Consider the following 18,317-nt stretch of genomic DNA (forward strand, 5'->3'; position numbering starts at 1 on the left):
TCGAAAGTCAGTGCCTGGACTGCCGTTTCGGCTCGTAGCGTCCGTCCGGCTTCTTGTCGAACATCTCTTTGATCTGCGGGTGGCGGACTGGCTCGCCCGACTGATCCTCAAGCAGATTCTGCTCCGACACGTAGGCGATGTATTCGGTTTCCGAATTCTCGGCGAGGAGATGGTAGAAAGGCTGGTCCTTGCGCGGCCGCACATCAGCGGGGATGGCTTCGTACCATTCGTCGGTGTTGGCGAATTGCGGATCGACGTCGAAAATGATGCCTCGAAACGGAAACAGCCGGTGGCGAACCACCTGTCCAATCGCGAATTTGGCTGTTTTCATCGTACTCACCACTGAATTCCTTGAGTTTATTTGGCGCAGACTCCGAGCGAATTCAATCCCGAAGCGCTTGAACGCCTTCAAGCTACGCAGAATGCGGAGCAAAGGTTTTTGATCGATGCCGCGATGTCGCGATAAATCCGCAAAGTCGCTACTGCTGCCGCATTGGTTTTCGCGGGCGGCCCGCAAGTGCTGCAAAACCGCTGCCGGGACGAAGCCCTTCGCGCATGAAGAAGGCGCGTAGCGGCGCAAAGCCGCCGAGCGCGCTGAGGCCGGCGCCGCGTGCCATCTGCGCCGGCAGCATGTCGGAGAGCAGCGACATGTTGAGCAGGTTGACCGCGCCGCTGCGAGCCAGAATGTCGGGCCGGCGCCTGAAATCGTAGGCTGCGAGAGCCTTGGCGTTGCCAGGATCGCCTCGATTTTCGTTAGCAATTCCAACTAGATCGTCGATATCCCTGATGCCAAGGTTGAGGCCTTGCGCGCCAATCGGCGGAAACACATGCGCGGCTTCGCCGACAAGCGCTACCCTGTCTCGCGCAAAACGCAGGGGCGTCACCGTCGAAAGCGGATAGATCTGGCGGCCGGGCTCCACCGTCACGCGCCCCAGCATCGACTGCATCTGCTGCTCGACCCGCATTGAGAGCGTTGCGTCATCCAGTGCGGCGAGCTCCTTTGCGGTCTCGGGTTTCACCACCCAGACGAGGCTCGAGCGCTTGCCGGGCAACGGAACCTGCGTGAACGGGCCAGTCTCGGTGTGGAACTCGGTCGAGGTGAAGGCATGCTCGCTTCCATGGCCGAAATTGAGCACGAATGCGGCCTGCGGATAGGCCCGCGAGCCGGTCGAAATGCCCGCTGCCTCGCGCGCCGGCGACTGGCGCCCATCGGCGGCGACCACCAGCGATGCGCCAACCTCACTGCCGTCGGCGAGGGTCGCATGGGCCTCGTCGGCATCGAGACGCCAGGTCTTCACCATCGATCTGCGCCATTCGATCCCCGAATGCGCTGCCACCTTGCCAGCAAGCGCCGGGCCAAGGACGCTGTTGGGCAGGTTAAGGCCGAACTGGTCCTCGTCGATCTCGCTGGCCCGGAAGGTGACGACGGGACTGCGGATCAGCCGTCTGGTCGCATCGACGATGCGCATGACTTTCAAAGGGGCGGCCTTGGGCTTGATATCTGCGAGGACATCAAGCCGCTCCAGAACCTTCAGGGCTGGGTTCATCAGGGCCGTGGTGCGGCCATCGGGGGGCGACGCCTCAGGCCCGACAAGCGTCACCGGGAAGCCGGCATCGGCGAAAGCCAGTGCTGCGATCAGGCCTGCCGGCCCGGTGCCGGCAATCAGTATCGGCGCTGTTTGCTGATGCTCCAAGATCGGCTTCCGGCTTGCGATGCGGGGCGGGCCACCAGGCCTGCCAGTCGATGAGCATATAGGTCAGATCATGCGGCTTGATCAACGCGGCGATTCGGCCCATTCGGGTGTCATGACCGGCCACCAGGACGATTTCAGCCATCTCGACCGCGCCGGCCGCGCCATGGCCGATATCGCGCGCCACCCGCGCCTGACGGTCAATATCATTGTCGGCGCCGGTATTCTGCTCGCCTGGCTGTCGTTGGCCGCGATGGCCGTTCGCGGTGCCGAGGCTCGGGGCAGCGCGCCCGGCGACACGCTCCTGCGCGGCTTGCCGCAGCTGCCGCTGCCCGATTTCCTCGAACGGTTCTTCGCGCTCTGCCTGTCGCCGGCGCCGCTGGACGCCAGCATCGGTCTGCGTGCCGTGGCACTCAACCTGATGTGGTTCCTGATGGCAATCGCTGCGATGCTGCCGTCCGCGGCACCGATGATACGCACCTATTGCGAGATCGCCGACACAGCCCGGATCAAGGGCGAGCCGGTCGTGCACCCGCTGGTGCTGGTTGCTGGCTATCTCGGCGTCTGGCTCGCTGCCTCGATGCTGTTTTCGGCGCTGACACTGGGCCTGCATGCATTCGCCGCGTCCGGCGACATGTACGATCCGCTGCTTGGTATTGCCGGCGCGCTCGCCTTGCTGGTTGCCGGTCTCTACCAGTTCAGCGGCCTCAAGGAGGCCTGCCTGAAGAAATGTCGCAACCCGTTCTCGGTCCTGTTTTCGAATTGGAGCGCCAAAGCCATCCGCGTCTTTCGGCTCGGTGTCGCGCAAGGGCTCTGGTGCCTCGGCTGCTGCTGGGCGCTGATGCTCGTGATGTTCGCGGTCGGCGTCATGAACATCTTCTGGATGGCGCTGATCGGCCTGTTCACCCTGATTGAAAAACAGACGACCGGCCGTCTTCCAACCCGGCTGGCCGGTGCGATACTGCTTGTCTGGGCAGCCGCGCTGCTAGTAGTCTCGCTGTGAGTGGGGGAACTTCAATGACAGATCAGGGCTGGGCGATGAAAGGGGAGCTCGTACTCTCCTGCAATTGCACGGTTTTCTGCCCTTGCGTGCTGTCGCTCGGCAGCCACCCGCCGAGCGAGGGCTACTGCCAGACCTGGGCGGGTTTCCGTATCGATGCCGGTCACTTCGGCGAGGTCGACCTCTCCGGCCTCAACCTTGGGCTGATCATGGAAATCCCGGGCTATATGAGCCGTGGCAACTGGACCGCCGGCCTGTTCATCGACAAACGTGCCTCGGTCTACGCCGTCAAGGCACTGACGAAGATCTTCACCGGCAAGGCGGGCGGAACAACCTCGCTGCTGTCGATCCTGGTTGGAAAATTCCTGGGTGTCGAACAGGTGCCGATCACCTATGAGACGCGGGACAAGACCCGTATCTTCCAGATACCGAAGATCATCGATGGAGCGGTCACGCCGATCGCCGGCAAGGATCGCGAGAAGGATACGGTGATCACGAATTCAGAATATTGGATCGCGCCGGAGATCATCGTGGCGAGGTCCGACAAGAGCAAGATGCGGGCCTTTGGCCGCAACTGGAACTTTGCCGGCCGCTCGGCCGAAATCTGCAAGCTGGATTGGCGGGGCCCGTGAGCAAGAACACATCGGCCAGAAACATGTCGGCCAGGAACACGGCGGCACGCAAAGCCGCCAAGAAGATCACGGACCGGATTCCGCGGCCGAAGAAGAAAGTCACCTGGCCGCAGGCGAGGGCATTCTCCGTTCATCTGCTGACGGCGTCGGGCTCGTTCCTCGCTTTCCTGTCGCTGGTGGCGGCGAGCGAGGAACGCTGGACGGCGATGTTCTGGTGGCTTGGACTGGCCCTGTTCGTCGACGGCATCGACGGACCGATCGCCAGGAAGCTCGAGGTCAAGGAAATCCTGCCGACCTGGTCGGGCGAGCTTCTCGACAACATCATCGACTACGTCACCTATGTGCTGATCCCGGCCTTCGCGCTCTACCAGCGCGGCTTCATGGGTGAGGGGCTGTCGTTCCTATCGGCGGCGATCATCGTCGTCTCCAGCGCCATCTATTATGCCGATACCGGCATGAAGACGAAGGAGAATTTCTTCAAGGGATTCCCCGTGGTCTGGAACATGGTGGTGTTCACGCTGTTCGTCATCGAGCCGGGACAATGGGTATCGTTCGCGGTTGTGGTGGTGGCCGGCATTCTGACCTTCATCCCGATCAATTTCATCCATCCGGTGCGAGTCGTGCGGCTGCGGCCCATCAATCTCACAATGACGCTTTTGTGGTGCGCCTTCGGCGCGCTTGCGCTTGCGCAGGCCGCTCTTGCGGCTTTCTACGATGAGATCGGCGTGCTGGGCGAACAAGTCAGCACTTTCATCAAGATCGGCATCACCATCAGCGGGCTTTACCTCGCCTGCATTGGCGGCGTCATGCAGCTATTTCCAAATCTCGGCGCCAAAAAAGCCTGACCTTCCAGAGGAAGCCCAATCCATGTCCAAAGCGATCCGCATCCACGCTCATGGCGGTCCGGAAGTTCTGACCTATGAGGACAACGATCCCGGCCAGCCGGGCTCGGGCCAGATCCTGGTCAGGCATACGGCGATCGGCCTCAACTTCATTGATGTCTATCATCGCTCCGGCCTCTATCCGCCGCCCGGCGGATTTCCGCTCATTGCCGGCAGCGAGGCGGCCGGCGTGGTGTTGGAGGTCGGCCAGGATATTGACTGGCTGAAGCCGGGTGACCGGATCGCCTATGCCGTGACGACAGGCGCTTATGCCGAAGAGCGCGTCATCGATGCCAGCCGGGTGGTCAAGGTTCCAGACGGCATCAGCGACGAACAGGCGGCCGCGATGATGCTGAAAGGCATGACCGCCGAATATCTTCTGCGCCGGACCTTCAAGGTAAAAGCTGGCGACACGATCCTGTTCCATGCCGCGGCTGGCGGCGTCGGGCTTATTCTGGGCCAATGGGCCAAGCATCTCGGCGCCACCGTCCTCGGCACGGCAAGCTCCTCCGACAAGATCGAGCTCGCCAAGGCGCACGGCTTCGACCATGTCATCAACTACAAGGAGCAGGATTTCGTCGCCGGCGTTGCCGCCATCACCGGCGGCGGGAAATGCGACGTCGTTTACGACTCGGTCGGCAACGACACTTTCCCGGCCTCGCTCGATTGCCTGAAGCCGCTCGGCATGTTCGTCAGCTTCGGCCAATCCTCGGGGCCGATCCCGCCCTTCTCGATGTCGCTGCTGGCGCAGAAGGGCTCGTTGTTCGCCACAAGGCCGACGCTGTTCGTTTACAACGCGAAACGCGAGGACCTCGACGCCTCCTCGGCCGCGCTGTTCGAGGTGGTGCTCAGCGGTGCGGTCGAGATCAAGATCAACCAGCGCTATGCGCTGAAGGACGCCGGCAAGGCACATGCGGATCTTGAAGGTCGCAGGACGACAGGAACGACCATTCTCATCCCTTAGTCCCGCCAGGCTTGCTATCCCTCGAAATTCCGCTGAAATTCTTGAAGCTCTTTCAAGACGCGTGCCGCTTTCCGTCTAGAGCCGGCGGCGCCTACCATGCTTGCGGGAACACAGAACATATCTGGCTAACCAGATGGGAGGCACTGTGAGTGCAAATCATGATGGGGCGAACCTGCTCGAGGTTCGTGGCCTGACCAAGATATTCGGCACGCTGACGGCGTGCGATCATATCGACCTCAACATCGCCAAGGGTGAAATCCACGCGCTGCTCGGCGAGAACGGCGCCGGCAAGTCGACGCTGGTCAAGATGCTGTTCGGCTCGCTGGAGCCCAATTCCGGCGAGATTTTCTGGAACGGGCAGGCGGTGCGCATCACCAGCCCGGGTGCCGCCAAGAAGCTCGGCATCGGCATGGTGTTCCAGCATTTTTCGCTGTTCGAGGCGCTGACCGCGGCCGAGAACATCGCGCTCTCGCTCGATGACGGCTCGCCGATCAGCAGCATTGCCGCGAAGGCGAGGGCGCTTTCCTACAGCTACGGCCTGCCGCTCGATCCGGACTCGCTGGTCGGCGACCTGTCGGTCGGCGAGCGCCAGCGCATCGAGATCATCCGCTGCCTGCTGCAGACGCCGCAGCTCATCATCATGGACGAGCCGACCTCGGTGCTGACGCCGCAGGAAGCCGACAAGCTGTTCGAGACGCTGGAGCGGCTGCGGGCGGAAGGTAAATCGATCCTCTACATTTCGCACCGGCTGGAAGAGGTCAAACGCATCTGCGACCGTGCCACTGTGCTGCGACACGGCAAGGTGGTCGGTCATTGCAACCCGCGCGAGGAGACAGCGGCGTCGCTCGCCCGCATGATGGTCGGCAACGAGGTGCAGGCCGTCGTGCGAGCGCCGGTCGAGGGCATCGAAACCGCGCAGCCGCTGCTCGAAATCCGCGGACTCAGCCGCAAGCCGGCGACGCCGTTTTCCATTCCGCTCAGGAACATAACCCTCAATGTCCGTGCCGGCGAAGTGATCGGCATCGCCGGTGTCGCCGGCAATGGCCAGGGCGAGTTCTTTGAATCCGTCTCCGGCGAGGTGCTGCAGCAGGATGCAGCCTCGGTACGCATCCGTGGCAAGGATGCGGGTGGGCTGACCATCACCGGACGGCGCCTGCTGGGCGCCGCCTTCGTGCCGGAGGAGCGCCTCGGCCATGGCGCCGCGCCGCGCATGAAACTCTCGGAAAACCTGTTGCTGTCGCGCCATGCCACGGACGGCAAGGTTTTCGTCGGCACTGGCGGGATGGTGAAGAGCGGCGCCGTCTACGCCGCCTCGCAACGCATCATCGAGGCGATGGACGTGCGCAAGAGCGCGCCGGATCCGGAAGCGGCAGCGCTTTCAGGCGGCAACCTGCAGAAGTTCATTGTCGGCCGGGAGCTTGATCGCCGGCCAAGCGTCATGGTGGTCAACCAACCGACCTGGGGCGTCGACGCTGGTGCCGCCGCCAATATCCGGCAGGCGCTGATCGAGCTGTCGCGCAGCGGATCGGCGGTGCTGGTGATCAGCCAGGATCTCGACGAGCTGTTCGAAATGTCGGATGCGATCGCGGTCATGCACAATGGCGAGCTTTCCAAGCCGATGCCGATCGCCGAAGCAACCTTCGAGAAGGTCGGTTTGCTGATGGGTGGCGCCGAGCCCGGCCACGCCGAACATACGCTGGAGACGGCATGATGCGCCTCGAACTCGTCAAACGTCCGCAGCGCTCCGCGCTGTTTTCGGCCCTGTCGCCGTTCATCGCCTTCGCGCTGACGATCATTGCCGGGGCGATCATGTTCGCGCTGCTCGGCGTCAATCCGCTGACCGCGTTCCGGATCTACTTCATCGAGCCGATCAGCCAAGTCTGGCAGTTGCACGAGCTGGCGATCAAGGCGGCACCGCTGATCCTGATCGCGGTCGGCCTGTCGGTCTGTTACAAGGCCAACATCTGGAACATCGGCGCCGAGGGCCAGTTCGTTTTCGGCGCCATCTTCGGCTCCGCCATTCCGGTGCTGTTTCCGCAGTTCGAAGGGCCGCTGGTGCTGCCGCTGATGCTTCTGCTCGGCATGGTCGGCGGCGCGGCCTATGCGGCGATCCCGGCCTTGCTCAAGACCCGCTTCAACACCAACGAGATCCTGACCAGCCTGATGCTGGTCTACGTCGCGCAGCTCTTCCTCGACTGGCTGGTGCGCGGCCCATGGCGCGATCCGCAGGGCCATGGTTTCCCGCAGACGATCCAGTTCGGCGACTCCTCCGTGCTGCCGGAACTGATGCCGGACGCCGGACGCGCCAACTGGGGCTTTGTCTTCGCGCTGGTCGCCGCGGTGCTGATCTGGATCCTGATGAGCCGCATGCTGAAAGGCTTCGAGGTTCGCGTGCTTGGCTCCAGCCCGAGGGCAGGGCGCTTCGCCGGTTTCGGCCTCAACCGCATGGTGTTCTTCGCCTTTCTGCTGTCGGGCGCGCTGGCCGGCCTTGCCGGCATTTCGGAAGTCTCCGGTGCCATCGGGCAGTTGCAGCCGGTCATTTCGCCTGGTTACGGCTTCACCGCCATCATCGTGGCGTTCCTTGGCCGCCTTAATCCGCTCGGCATCATCGCCGCGGGCCTCGTGCTGGCGCTGACCTATCTCGGCGGCGAGGCGGTGCAGAGCGCGCTCGGCATTTCCGACAAGGTGGCGCGGGTTTTCCAGGGCATGCTTTTGTTCTTCGTGCTGGGCTGCGACACGCTCATCCACTACCGCATCCGCCTGATCGGCCTGGCGCTGACGAAACAAGAAGGCGCGGCGAAGCTCGAAGCCACGCCTAAGTTGAAGGAAGCCCGCTGATGGACATCACCGTCAACATCCTCCTGACCATCGCCACGGCCGCGACACCGTTGTTGATCGCGGCGATCGGCGAACTGGTGGTCGAACGCTCCGGCGTGCTCAATCTCGGCGTCGAAGGCATGATGATCATGGGCGCGGTCGGCGGCTTCGGGGCCGGCTACCTGACCGGATCGCCCTGGATCGGCCTTCTGGCGGCAATCGCCATGGGGGCGGTGTTTTCGCTGCTGTTCGCCGTCATGACGCTGTCGCTCGCCACCAACCAGGTGGCGACCGGCCTGTCGCTGACGCTGCTCGGCCTCGGCCTCTCCGGCATGATCGGGACGAGCTTCGTCGGCCAGCCCGGGGTCAGGCTGCCCAACCTCGACATTCCCGGCCTGAGCTCGATCCCGGTCGTAGGCAAGCTTCTGTTCGGCCAGGATCCTATCTTCTACATCTCGATCGCGCTGACCGCCGCCGTGATGTGGTTTCTGTTCAAGACGCGCACCGGCCTCACGCTGCGCTCGATCGGCGACAGCCACGCCTCGGCCCATGCGCTCGGCATCAAGGTCATCCGCTATCGCTACCTCTCGGTGATCTTCGGCGGCGCCTGCGCCGGTCTGGCCGGTGGCCACCTGTCGCTGGTCTACACGCCGCAATGGGTCGAAAACATGAGCGCGGGCCGCGGCTGGATCGCACTGGCGCTCGTCGTGTTCGCGTCGTGGCGGCCGTGGCGGGTGCTGGCCGGCGCCTACATCTTCGGCGCGGTGTGGATCGGCCAGCTTCATGCACAGGCTTTTGGCATTCCAGTGCCTTCGCAGATGCTTTCTTCTCTGCCCTATCTGGCAACTGTCGTGGTTCTCGTTCTAATCTCACGCAACAAGCGTCTGACGATGATGAACACGCCGGCTTCCTTGGGGCAGCCATTCGTTCCGGATCGTTGACAACAATAACAAACGGGAAGCTCCAAGGCTCAAACTCAGAGAGGTAACACAATGAAAAAACTGCTTATTGCCCTGATGACGACGACAGCGGCATTGTCGCTGGCCGCGTCAGCGGAGGCTGCCGACAAGTTGAAAGCGTGCTGGGTCTACACCGGCCCGATCGGCGATTTTGGCTACTCCTACCAGCACGACCAGGGCCGGCTCGAGGTCGAGAAGGCGCTCGGCGACAAGGTCGAGACCGCCTATCTCGAGAACGTCTCCGAAGGCCCCGATGCCGACCGTGCCTTCGAGCGCCTGGCGCGCGAAGGCTGCAAGATCATCTTCGGCACGTCGTTCGGTTTCATGGACGCCGAAGTAAAGGTCGCCAAGAAGTTTCCCAAGGTGATGTTCGAGCACGCCACCGGCTACAAGACCGGTGACAATCTTGGCATCTACAATGCCCGCTTCTATGAAGGCCGCTACGTGCTTGGCCAGATCGCCGCCAAGGAATCGAAGTCCGGCGTCGCCGGCTACATCGTCTCGTTCCCGATCCCGGAAGTGGTGATGGGCATCAACTCCTTCATGCTCGGCGCGCAGTCGATCAATCCGAACTTCAAGGCCAAGATCGTCTGGGTCAATTCGTGGTTCGATCCGGGCAAGGAAGCCGACGCCGCCAAGGCGCTGTTCGACCAGGGTGCCGACATCATCGTCCAGCACACCGATTCGACCGCCGCCCTGCAGGTGGCCGAGGAGCGCAAGCTGCACGGCTTCGGCCAGTCGTCCGACATGATCAAGTTCGCGCCGAACGCGCAGCTGACCTCGCTGACCGACGAATGGGGCCCTTACTACATCAGCCGTGTGCAGGCGGCCATCGACGGCACCTGGAAGCCGGACAATGTCTGGCTCGGCATCAAGGACGGCGCGGTCAAGCTCGCGCCCTACACCAACATGCCCGACGACGTGAAGGCGCTGGCCGAAGCGACCGAGAAGAAGATCGCCGGCGGCTGGAACCCCTTCACCGGACCGATCGCCAAGCAGGACGGCTCGGCGTGGTTGAAGGACGGCGAAGTCGCCGACGACGGCACGCTGCTGGGTATGAATTTCTACATCAAGGGCGTCGACGACAAGCTGCCGCAGTAAGCGTCGGCACATCGACTATGGAGAGGGCGCCGCGAGGCGCCCTTTTCATTTTGCCGGAAGCAATCCTGAAAAGGTTCAGACAGCCGAACCGTAGAGATCATAGGCGTCGGCGCGCTCGATCTTGACGGTGACGATGTCGCCGGCACGCATTGGGCGGCGCGACTGGATATGAACCGAACCGTCGATCTCGGGCGCGTCGTATTTGGTGCGACCCTTCGCAGCGTTGCCGTGCGCCTCGTCGATCAGCACCGGCAGGCGCTTCCCGACCTTTTTTGCCAGTTGCGTTGCCGAGATCTTTTGCTGGCGCTGCATGAAGCGGTGCCAGCGTGCTTCCTTGACCTCCTGCGGAACCTGCTCGAGGCCGAGGTCGTTGGAGCGGGCGCCCTTGACCGGCTCGTATTTGAAGCAGCCGGCACGGTCGATCTTGGCCTCGTCCAGCCAGTCGAGCAGCATCTCGAAATCCTCGTCCGTCTCGCCGGGGAAGCCGACGATGAAGGTCGAGCGGATAGCGAGATCCGGGCACACGTCGCGCCAGCCGCGAATGCGTTCGAGCGTCTTTTCGCCATGCGCCGGCCGGCGCATGTTCTTCAGCACCTGCGGCGAGGCATGCTGGAACGGAATGTCGAGATAGGGAAGGATCTTTCCTTCGGCCATCAGCGGGATGACGTCGGCGACATGCGGGTACGGGTAGACATAGTGCATGCGGACCCAGATGCCGAGCTTGCCCAGTTCCTCCGAAAGATCGAGGAATTTCGCGCGCACCTCGCGGTCACCGAACATGGATGTCTGGTACTTGATGTCGATGCCATAGGCGCTGGTGTCCTGCGAGATGACGAGGAGTTCCTTGACGCCGGCCTTGGCCAGCTTCTCGGCTTCGCGCAGCACATCGGCGGCGGGGCGCGAGACGAGGTCGCCGCGCAGGGCGGGAATGATGCAGAAGGTGCAGCGGTTGTTGCAGCCCTCCGAAATCTTGAGATAGGCATAGTGGCGTGGCGTCAGCTTGACGCCTTGCGGTGGCAGCAGATCGATATACGGATCGTGCGAGGGGGGTGCTGCCTCATGCACGGCGGCCATCACGCTCTCATAGGCCTGTGGGCCGGTGATCGCCAACACATTGGGGTGCTTCTCGCGGATCACGTCCGGCTCGGCGCCGAGGCAGCCGGTGACGATGACCCTGCCGTTTTCCGAAAGCGCGGAACCGATGGCGTTGAGCGATTCGTCGCGGGCGGAATCCAGGAAGCCGCAGGTGTTGACCACGACGAGATCGGCGCCGTCATGCTTGCGGGCGATCTCGTAGCCCTCGGCGCGCAGGCGCGTGATGATGCGCTCGGAATCCACGAGCGCCTTCGGGCATCCAAGGCTGACGAAACTGACGCGAGGGGCGGACATAGGCAAGTTTCCAATGGGGGCACGGGCCGAAACGCTGGTCCGGCCTCAAGTCGCTGTAAATGTCGGTCTGTGGCGCGTGGCAGGAGCCAATACGCGCGGCGCAATAGCATGGCTTCCGCAATCAAGCAAACCGGCCGACAACCTGCTCCGCGTCTTCGGGTGGTTCAGTGGCCCCCAGATCCGAACCAGGGCTCCAGGAAAGCGAAGTGCTCCGGGAATTGCTGTACGGCGCCATCAAGCAGCATCTTGACCGCGACATAGAGGATGATCGCCAGGCCGATATAGGCGATCCAGCGGTACTTGTGCAGCAGGCGCGCGACAAACGATGCGGCAAAGCCCATCAGGGCGATCGACAGGGCCAGCCCGATGATCAGCACGGTCGGATGGTTCATGGCCGCGCCGGCCACGGCCAGTACGTTGTCGAGCGACATCGACACGTCGGCGATGACGATCTGCCAAGCCGCCTGCGAGAAGGTCTTGCGCTGGCCCTTGCCGCCAATGACACCGTCCTTGTCGAAATCACCGTTCGACAGGGCTTCGGTGGCGTTGCGCTCGTCATCGTGGCTGACGCGCAATTCGCGCCACATCTTCCAGCACACCCACAGCAAAAGCAGGCCGCCGGCGAGCAGCAGCATGGGGCCTATGGTCAGCAACCATTGCGTGATCAGGGCGAAGAAAATGCGAAGCACGGTGGCCGCCGCTATGCCGACGAGAATGGCGCGCTTGCGCTGATCGGCCGGCAGGCCAGCCGCGGCGAGGCCGATGACGATGGCATTGTCACCCGCGAGCGCAAGGTCGATGGCGATGACCTGAAAAAGAGCCGATATGCCAGCGGCGGTAAATATTTCCATCGACCTGGAAGCCCTTCGCCGAGTGTTCGTTGTCGATTGTCCAGACGGGCCTAAAGGCATGGTCCGCTGGCGTCAAGACGCCGCGGCAGACAACACTGGAAAACCACTTTCGTGGCCGGGGCGTTACAGGAGATTTTCAGCCGTTGCCGGCTCGCCAGCCGATGCGGACACGGCCCCGCGAAAAAACTAATCGTAGAGATTGTATTTCGCCCAGTCGGCTTCCGGGATCTCATCGCCGATGCGATAGCGCAGCTGCAGGACTTCCATATGGTCGGGCCCGGTCTGGCATTTGAATTTCAGCCGGTACCACTGTCCCTTGCTGCGGAACGCCGCGCCGGGGCTTCTGATCGCATCGGCGCTCATCTCGGGTGTCGCGAAGGCGTAGGCGACGACACGATCGGCCTTGAACTTGCTATCGTCGTGGGTGATCCGGTCGAGGATTTCGGCATCGCACCGCTGCTCCAGGCGCGTTTGCGGATCAAGTTTCATCAGCCCGGCACGCAAGGCATTGTCCATCGCGCTGGCCGGGAAGGCCAGCGTCAAGGACGCAATGGCCACCATGCAGAGTGTCTTCATGGGCGGGACTAGCAGCATATTTTGTCTGATAAATCAACCAAGAGGGGCGTTTCATGGTCGGGAAGCACCCGTATTCAGGGGGAAGACGCAATCAAAATCTCGTGTCGAGGCGCATCGTGCGCGGCTTGCGGCCAACGGACCAGCGAGGCGCGCCCGGCATCGGTGAGATCGTAAAGGCCGCGGTCGACGCGCGCGAACCAGCCATAGACGTTGTGCTGCAGGATTTTCGGTGCGATCGGCGTCAGGGCCTTCAGGTCACGCGGCCTTTTGGGTCCGTCGACAAGCGCGGCGGCGCAGGTGAGGGCGCTCTGGCGGTAGGCGGTCATGATCGGATTGCGCGATCCTCCGCCGGCAACGGGATCGCCGCGGCGGCGCTGGTGCTCGTCGACCAGGCGGGATCGCCGCCGTGCATTCCTGCGCGGTTCCGGCGCGGCGGGACTGACAAGCACTTCGACCTTGTCATTGGCCGTCACGCCAAGCACGCCGAAGCCAAGCCGACGGCAGAGGTTGCGGAATCGGGCGTCGCTTTCGCGCCCCTTTCCCCGCGCCGACATGCGCGCCGCCAGCCACACTTCGTCGCAAGCGGCCGCGCGGTCGACGCCTTGCAGCACCAGTTCGAGGTTGAACTGCAGCTTCAGTTCGCAGATGACGACCACCGGTGGCTCGCCCTCGCGTAGCGCGACGATGTCGCAGCCTCCGATCTCCCCCTTCACGACGAAGTCGAGATTTTCGAGGAACCGCTTCACCGGCGCATAGAGTGAGGTCTCGTTCATGCCTCAAGGCTTAGCCGATTCGACGAGAAAAAGCCTTTCGGCTTCGGGATGCCGTCGATGTCAGGCTTCGGTGCTCGGCACTGGACGATCCGATCGTTTGTCCGGGGGCAGGAGCGGATAGCTGACCTGGCCGAAGTAGCTGGACGGGATCGGATCATCGACGCCGTATTTTTCCGGCACTTTATTGCCAGTGGCATTGTAGGTGCCGAACACCATGTCGAGCACAGGCAACTGCCCGGCGAAGTTCTTGTCATAGGCTTCGCGCTGGTTGGCATGGTGCCAATGATGGAACTGTGGGCTGGCAATCAGCCACTTCAGGGGACCGAACGGAATCCGCAGGTTCGAATGAACAAGCAGCGTGTGTCCAAAATAGATGGACGAAAACAGCGCAATCGAGGCTTCGGAGAAACCGAGGAAAAAGACCGGCGTCAGCGATATTGCCTTCGTGAGGATGGCATCGACCGGGTGGGAGTGGAAGGCGCCGAGCCAGTCCAGTTCATCAATGCCGTGGTGAACGGCGTGGAATTTCCAAAGCGCGGGGATTTCGTGGAAGGCCCGGTGTGTCCAGTAGACGCCGATATCGGTGATCAGGATGATTTCCGCGACCTGCAACCAGACCGGCTGGCCGCCGACGGCCTGCGTCATCGATTGCGGGACCAGGACTGCCGCGGCGTCGAGTGTGTTGGCCGCGATCAGAACGATGGCCACCTTTATGATGAGGCCGTTGAACAGCACATAGATCAGATCGACACCCAGGCCCTTGCGCAGGGTCTTCTGAGGCCGTTCGTGGAACAGGTGTTCGAACGGAATGAAGATCAATGCGGCGATCAACAGCGCCTTGATGCCAAATATGTCCATTCGTTCGCCTCTATTGCCTTGCCGTCGGCCAGCACCCGCTCGCGCTTCAGCTTGCGGACAGAACCACATTTCTCCTTTCCAAAGGCTTGATGCCGGTCTCCCGGCCATACTCTGGCAGCCGCTGCCTGAGGAATATCGCCTCGAGCGGGAGCGCCTACAGCAGGAGGCCTTGGCGCGACACCGCGCAGAGTCGGCAGAACGCTTCCTCCGGGCAACGGCGAGCCGCCAGGACGCGCAAGCGATCGTATCTCTCCTTACGAATCCGTAAGTCGCAGATCGAGCCAAGGCTGGCTTATGGTCAATGTCGGCAGCGGACTGCACTCCCTGCTCAGCGGGCCTCCACCCGCCGAACCAATGGCCCGCTGCCCCTGTGTCACCTGCGGCAGCGGGCTATGGGTCTGAACAGCGGTTCCTTGCCCGCCTGGGAGAGGCGCCAGGACGCGCGGGGCGCTTCGGCGGTGTAGGAGGCGGTCGGCGGGGATGGCGCGCTAGCGGGCCGCCCTTCTTGGCTTTAACGCATCTATTTGAGGATGAAGTACAGCGGAATAAGGATTGCGAACCCGGCAATTCCGGTGAGAAACAGGTCTGCGATCATGAGCCCCCGCTCGAATTTCCGATCACACTCACATTCGAATTAGCTAAAATGCAAGGGAATGGCACGCGGCCGCGTCACTATGCCTTGCGACGTCGCGGAAATGGGATGACGTTGGCATCGCTTTCGGGGTCCAGCGGCTCGCGCAACTTGATGCGCGTCGGCGATGTCTACGGCAAAAGGGGAATAATTCCGGATTTCCGGTGCATTGCCAGCCCGGCTTGCCCGAATCCACCGAGCGCACCAACAGTCCCGACCGAAATCAGTTCGACGACGGAATTCTTAACGGTAACTGGATTTGCCATGTTCGCAATCTTGTGCGCAGGATCAGTAAAGCGAAAGATTATATAGATATTTCAACGCTATATGGCGGAGGGAGTGGGATTCGAACCCACGGTGAACTTGCGCCCACGCCGGTTTTCAAGACCGGTGCCTTAAACCGCTCGGCCATCCCTCCAGTGACTGCGTCACATGCGACTGCTCTAGTGTGCCCGGCAAAGGCCTGTCAACCGGCATGCGTGAGCGCGTGCGCTCCCAGCCGCTCGAGGGAGAGGTGACGCCACAATCTTGCCCGGTTCCGGCCACAATCGGTTAATATCGTGATAAACAATTCCTGTGCACAAAGGATCGGGGTTCAAGGCTTCGTTGGTAATGTCGAGCGAGTGTTTTGGCTCCTCTGCTGTTCAAACGACGGCGTCTTGATTGAGACTGTAGGGGATTTCGGGAAAAATGCAGGCTACGACGCGTCTTCGTCGCGCTTCGACGCTCACGCTTCTTGCCGCGTCGGCTGCCTTGCTGGCGGCTTGCGCCTCCCAGCCCGAGCCGAAAGCGATGGTGAACACCAAGCCGCGCTCCAAGGAATATTTCGCCGAGACCGAATATGGCGTGAAGGCGAGCCCACGCGTCAATTTCATGCGGCGTGGCGGCGGCCGTGACCAGCTCGGCAAGCCCTACCAGGTGCGCGGCAAGTGGTATTACCCAAAGGAAGAAAAGCGTTACGCCAAGGTCGGCCTGGCCTCCTGGTATGGCGACGCCTTCCATGGCCGTCTCACCGCCAATGGCGAAGTCTACGACATGACGCATCTGACCGCGGCGCATCCGACCATGCCGCTGCCGAGCTACGCCCGCGTCACCAACCTTGAAACCGGCAGTTCGGTCATCGTGCGCGTCAACGACCGGGGGCCGTATCATGAGGGCCGCATCATCGACGTCTCGGAGCGCGCGGCGCAGATGCTCGACTACGCCAAGGTCGGCACCGCTAAGGTCAAGGTCGAATATGTCGGCCGCGCGCCGCTTGATGGCGACGATGACCAGTATCTGATGGCATCCTATCACCCGGGCAACCGGATTCCGGATCCGTCGGATGGCCTGCCGACCGGCGTCATGGTGGCCATGAACGGGCCGTCGCCCAGCGTGCCGGTGGGCGCGGCTGCCGTGCCGTTCCCCGGCCAGTTGACGAATTCCGGCGAGGCATTCGCTGCGCAGCCATCCCTGTCAGCGCAGGCGCCGGCTTTCGGCGACCTGATGCTGCCCGACTTCGGACCGATCGTGCCGGAACGTCCCGACATCGGCCTGCCGGCGCAGTCGCCGTTCGCCATGGCTTCGCTGTCCTACGCGGATGAACGCGTCCAGCGCGCCGATGTCTTTGCCGCGCTGGACGATAGCGGCATGGCGCCCGCCGACATCCTGCGGTCGTGGAAAAAGTCCAATCCGCAGGCGTCGCCGTCCAGCGCCGACTACGTTGCCGCTGGAACGTTCGACGACGCCGCGGAAGCCAAGCGCGTGGCCGCGGCGCTTCAACCTTTCGGCAGAACGGAGATTCAGCGCTCCGACCTCGACGGCAATGACTGGTATGCGGTCAATCTCTATCCGAATGGTCATGGCGGGCTGGACGAGTTGCTGCGGGCGGCATGGTTGCACGGTGCACCGGACGCCCTGGCTGTGCGCAACTGATCTATTTTGCCCGCGCGGTTGATCCGGCGGAAAAAACCCTGCTAGCTTGGCTGTGCCAAAACCGGCGAACGGGTCGAGATTTCATGCAGTTGCGCGCCTTTCCGCCATTTGCCGGCTTCCTCGGACTGGCCTTGCTGCTGCTTTGCCTCGCTCCGGCCCAGGCGCAGCTTTTCGAGACCAAGGCAACCCAGGCCTTCATGATCGATGCCGACACCGGCACGGTGCTGTTTTCGAAAGACGCCGACAAGCCGATTCCGCCCGCTTCGATGGCCAAGTTGATGACCATGGAAGTGGTTTTTAACGCCATCAAGTCCGGACGCCTCAAACTCGACGACACGTTCGTGGTGAGCGAAAACGCCTGGCGCAAGGGCGGCGCGCCATCGGGAACGTCGACGATGTTCGCCAAGCTCAAATCGGCGATCCGGCTCGAGGATTTGATCCAGGGCGTGACCGTGCAGGCCGCCAATGACGGCTGCATCGTCATCGCCGAAGGCATGGCCGGATCGGAGGATAATTTCGCGGCGCAGATGACCGAGCGCGCGCGCCAGCTTGGCCTGAAGACGTCGATCTTCGTCAATTCGACCGGGCTGCCGGCCGATGGCCAGCAGACGACCGTGCGCGAATTGGCGCAGCTGGCCCTGCATCTATGGCGCGATTACCCGGATTTCTACCGCTACTATGGCCTGAAGGATTTCACCTGGAACAAGATCTCGCAGAGGAACCGCAACCCGCTGCTGGCCATGGACATCGGCGCTGACGGCGTGGCGGTCGGCGCGAGCGAGGCGGCCGGCTTCGGCATCGTCGCTTCGGTCAGCCACGACGGCACACGGGTGATCGCGGCGATGAGCGGGCTGGCCAATGACAAGGAACGCGCCGAAGAGGCGCGCAAACTGCTCGACTGGGGCGTTCGCTCCTTCGAGAAGACCGAAATCTTCGCCAAGGACGAGGTGGTGGGAGAGGCACAGGTTTTTGGCGGTGCGAAATCCGGCGTCACGCTGAAGGCAAAAGGGCCGATCGCCATTTTCCTGCCGATCACCAACCGCGACAAGCTGACGGCCAGGATCGTCTACACCGGCCCGGTCGCCGCACCCGTCGAGGAGGGGCAGCCGGTAGGTGCTTTGCGCGTCTGGATCGGCGACACGCTGAGCCAGGAGACGCCGCTTTTCGCGGCTGAATCGATCGCCGTCGGCACGTTGCCGCAGCGCGCGCTCGATGCCGTCAAGGAACTGGCAATCGGCTGGCTGCGATAACACCCACGGCATGGACGTTTCCCCGAACGC

The 18,317-nt window shown here is 62.6% G+C and carries 17 protein-coding genes and 1 tRNA gene; 10 read left to right on the forward strand and 8 right to left on the reverse strand.

Annotated elements, in window-relative coordinates; genetic code table 11:
• Positions 1-7 precede the first annotated feature (7 nt).
• Together hspQ and A3AU_RS0118565 are read right to left on the reverse strand one after the other, a co-directional pair.
• Positions 8-331 carry a heat shock protein HspQ gene (hspQ, locus tag A3AU_RS0118555; RefSeq protein ID WP_027027770.1) on the reverse strand — a complete coding sequence of 108 codons (324 nt, stop codon included), beginning with the start codon at positions 329-331 and terminating at the stop codon, positions 8-10.
• Positions 332-479: 148 nt separating this feature from the next.
• Entirely contained in the window at positions 480-1,694 is a 1,215-nt protein-coding gene (locus tag A3AU_RS0118565; protein WP_027054196.1) for a UbiH/UbiF family hydroxylase, read from the reverse strand.
• A gap of 70 nt (positions 1,695-1,764) precedes the next feature.
• Between A3AU_RS0118565 and A3AU_RS0118570 the strand changes: the two genes are divergently transcribed.
• The 8 genes from A3AU_RS0118570 (at position 1,765) to A3AU_RS0118605 (ending at position 10,045) form a co-directional block, all read left to right on the forward strand.
• The gene (locus A3AU_RS0118570) at positions 1,765-2,694 is read left to right on the forward strand and encodes a DUF2182 domain-containing protein (protein WP_027054197.1); all 930 of its coding nucleotides are present in this window, start codon (positions 1,765-1,767) and stop codon (positions 2,692-2,694) included.
• 14 nt (positions 2,695-2,708) lie between these two features.
• A complete protein-coding gene (locus A3AU_RS0118575) occupies positions 2,709-3,323 on the forward strand; it encodes a DUF1326 domain-containing protein (protein ID WP_027054198.1) in 615 nt (204 codons plus the stop codon).
• Positions 3,324-3,346: 23 nt separating this feature from the next.
• The gene (pcsA, locus tag A3AU_RS0118580) at positions 3,347-4,168 is read left to right on the forward strand and encodes a phosphatidylcholine synthase (RefSeq protein ID WP_027054199.1); all 822 of its coding nucleotides are present in this window, start codon (positions 3,347-3,349) and stop codon (positions 4,166-4,168) included.
• A 22-nt stretch (positions 4,169-4,190) separates the two neighbouring features.
• Entirely contained in the window at positions 4,191-5,168 is a 978-nt protein-coding gene (locus tag A3AU_RS0118585) for a quinone oxidoreductase family protein (protein ID WP_027054200.1), read from the forward strand.
• Positions 5,169-5,301: 133 nt separating this feature from the next.
• Complete coding sequence (locus tag A3AU_RS0118590) at positions 5,302-6,879, forward strand: ABC transporter ATP-binding protein (protein WP_032917646.1); 1,578 nt, start codon at positions 5,302-5,304, stop codon at positions 6,877-6,879.
• Positions 6,876-8,006: an ABC transporter permease gene (locus tag A3AU_RS0118595; RefSeq protein ID WP_027054202.1), complete on the forward strand. Its 1,131-nt coding sequence runs from the start codon at positions 6,876-6,878 to the stop codon at positions 8,004-8,006. Before A3AU_RS0118590 ends, A3AU_RS0118595 begins: the two co-directional genes overlap by 4 nt.
• Positions 8,006-8,926, forward strand: coding sequence for an ABC transporter permease (locus A3AU_RS0118600; RefSeq protein WP_027054203.1), 921 nt, complete (start codon positions 8,006-8,008; stop codon positions 8,924-8,926). The genes A3AU_RS0118595 and A3AU_RS0118600 overlap by 1 nt, the downstream gene beginning before the upstream one ends.
• 51 nt (positions 8,927-8,977) lie before the next feature.
• Positions 8,978-10,045: a BMP family ABC transporter substrate-binding protein gene (locus A3AU_RS0118605; protein ID WP_027054204.1), complete on the forward strand. Its 1,068-nt coding sequence runs from the start codon at positions 8,978-8,980 to the stop codon at positions 10,043-10,045.
• Between the two features lie 75 nt (positions 10,046-10,120).
• Here A3AU_RS0118605 and rimO read toward each other — a convergent pair whose 3' ends face one another.
• The 6 genes from rimO to A3AU_RS0118635 all read right to left on the reverse strand — a co-directional run bounded on the left by rimO (position 10,121) and on the right by A3AU_RS0118635 (position 15,541).
• Positions 10,121-11,434: a 30S ribosomal protein S12 methylthiotransferase RimO gene (rimO, locus tag A3AU_RS0118610; protein ID WP_027054205.1), complete on the reverse strand. Its 1,314-nt coding sequence runs from the start codon at positions 11,432-11,434 to the stop codon at positions 10,121-10,123.
• A gap of 164 nt (positions 11,435-11,598) precedes the next feature.
• Positions 11,599-12,285 carry a TerC family protein gene (locus tag A3AU_RS0118615; protein WP_027054206.1) on the reverse strand — a complete coding sequence of 229 codons (687 nt, stop codon included), beginning with the start codon at positions 12,283-12,285 and terminating at the stop codon, positions 11,599-11,601.
• 186 nt (positions 12,286-12,471) lie between these two features.
• Positions 12,472-12,879 (reverse strand): DUF930 domain-containing protein, encoded by a 408-nt coding sequence (locus A3AU_RS0118620; protein WP_032917649.1) that lies wholly within the window; start codon positions 12,877-12,879, stop codon positions 12,472-12,474.
• Between the two features lie 56 nt (positions 12,880-12,935).
• Positions 12,936-13,634, reverse strand: coding sequence for a DUF2161 domain-containing phosphodiesterase (locus A3AU_RS0118625; protein WP_027054208.1), 699 nt, complete (start codon positions 13,632-13,634; stop codon positions 12,936-12,938).
• 60 nt (positions 13,635-13,694) lie between these two features.
• On the reverse strand, positions 13,695-14,492 hold the full coding sequence (locus tag A3AU_RS0118630) for a sterol desaturase family protein (protein WP_027054209.1): 798 nt from the start codon (positions 14,490-14,492) through the stop codon (positions 13,695-13,697).
• Positions 14,493-15,451: 959 nt separating this feature from the next.
• Positions 15,452-15,541, reverse strand: a tRNA-Ser gene (locus tag A3AU_RS0118635).
• A gap of 272 nt (positions 15,542-15,813) precedes the next feature.
• On the opposite strand from A3AU_RS0118635, the gene A3AU_RS0118640 reads away from it, so the two are divergent.
• Positions 15,814-17,037 (forward strand): septal ring lytic transglycosylase RlpA family protein, encoded by a 1,224-nt coding sequence (locus tag A3AU_RS0118640; protein WP_027054210.1) that lies wholly within the window; start codon positions 15,814-15,816, stop codon positions 17,035-17,037.
• Between the two features lie 83 nt (positions 17,038-17,120).
• The gene (locus A3AU_RS0118645; RefSeq protein WP_027054211.1) at positions 17,121-18,287 is read left to right on the forward strand and encodes a D-alanyl-D-alanine carboxypeptidase family protein; all 1,167 of its coding nucleotides are present in this window, start codon (positions 17,121-17,123) and stop codon (positions 18,285-18,287) included.
• Positions 18,288-18,317 lie beyond the last annotated feature (30 nt).

It is taken from the genome of Mesorhizobium erdmanii USDA 3471 (assembly GCF_000472705.1).
Taxonomy (GTDB): Bacteria; Pseudomonadota; Alphaproteobacteria; order Rhizobiales; family Rhizobiaceae; genus Mesorhizobium; species Mesorhizobium erdmanii.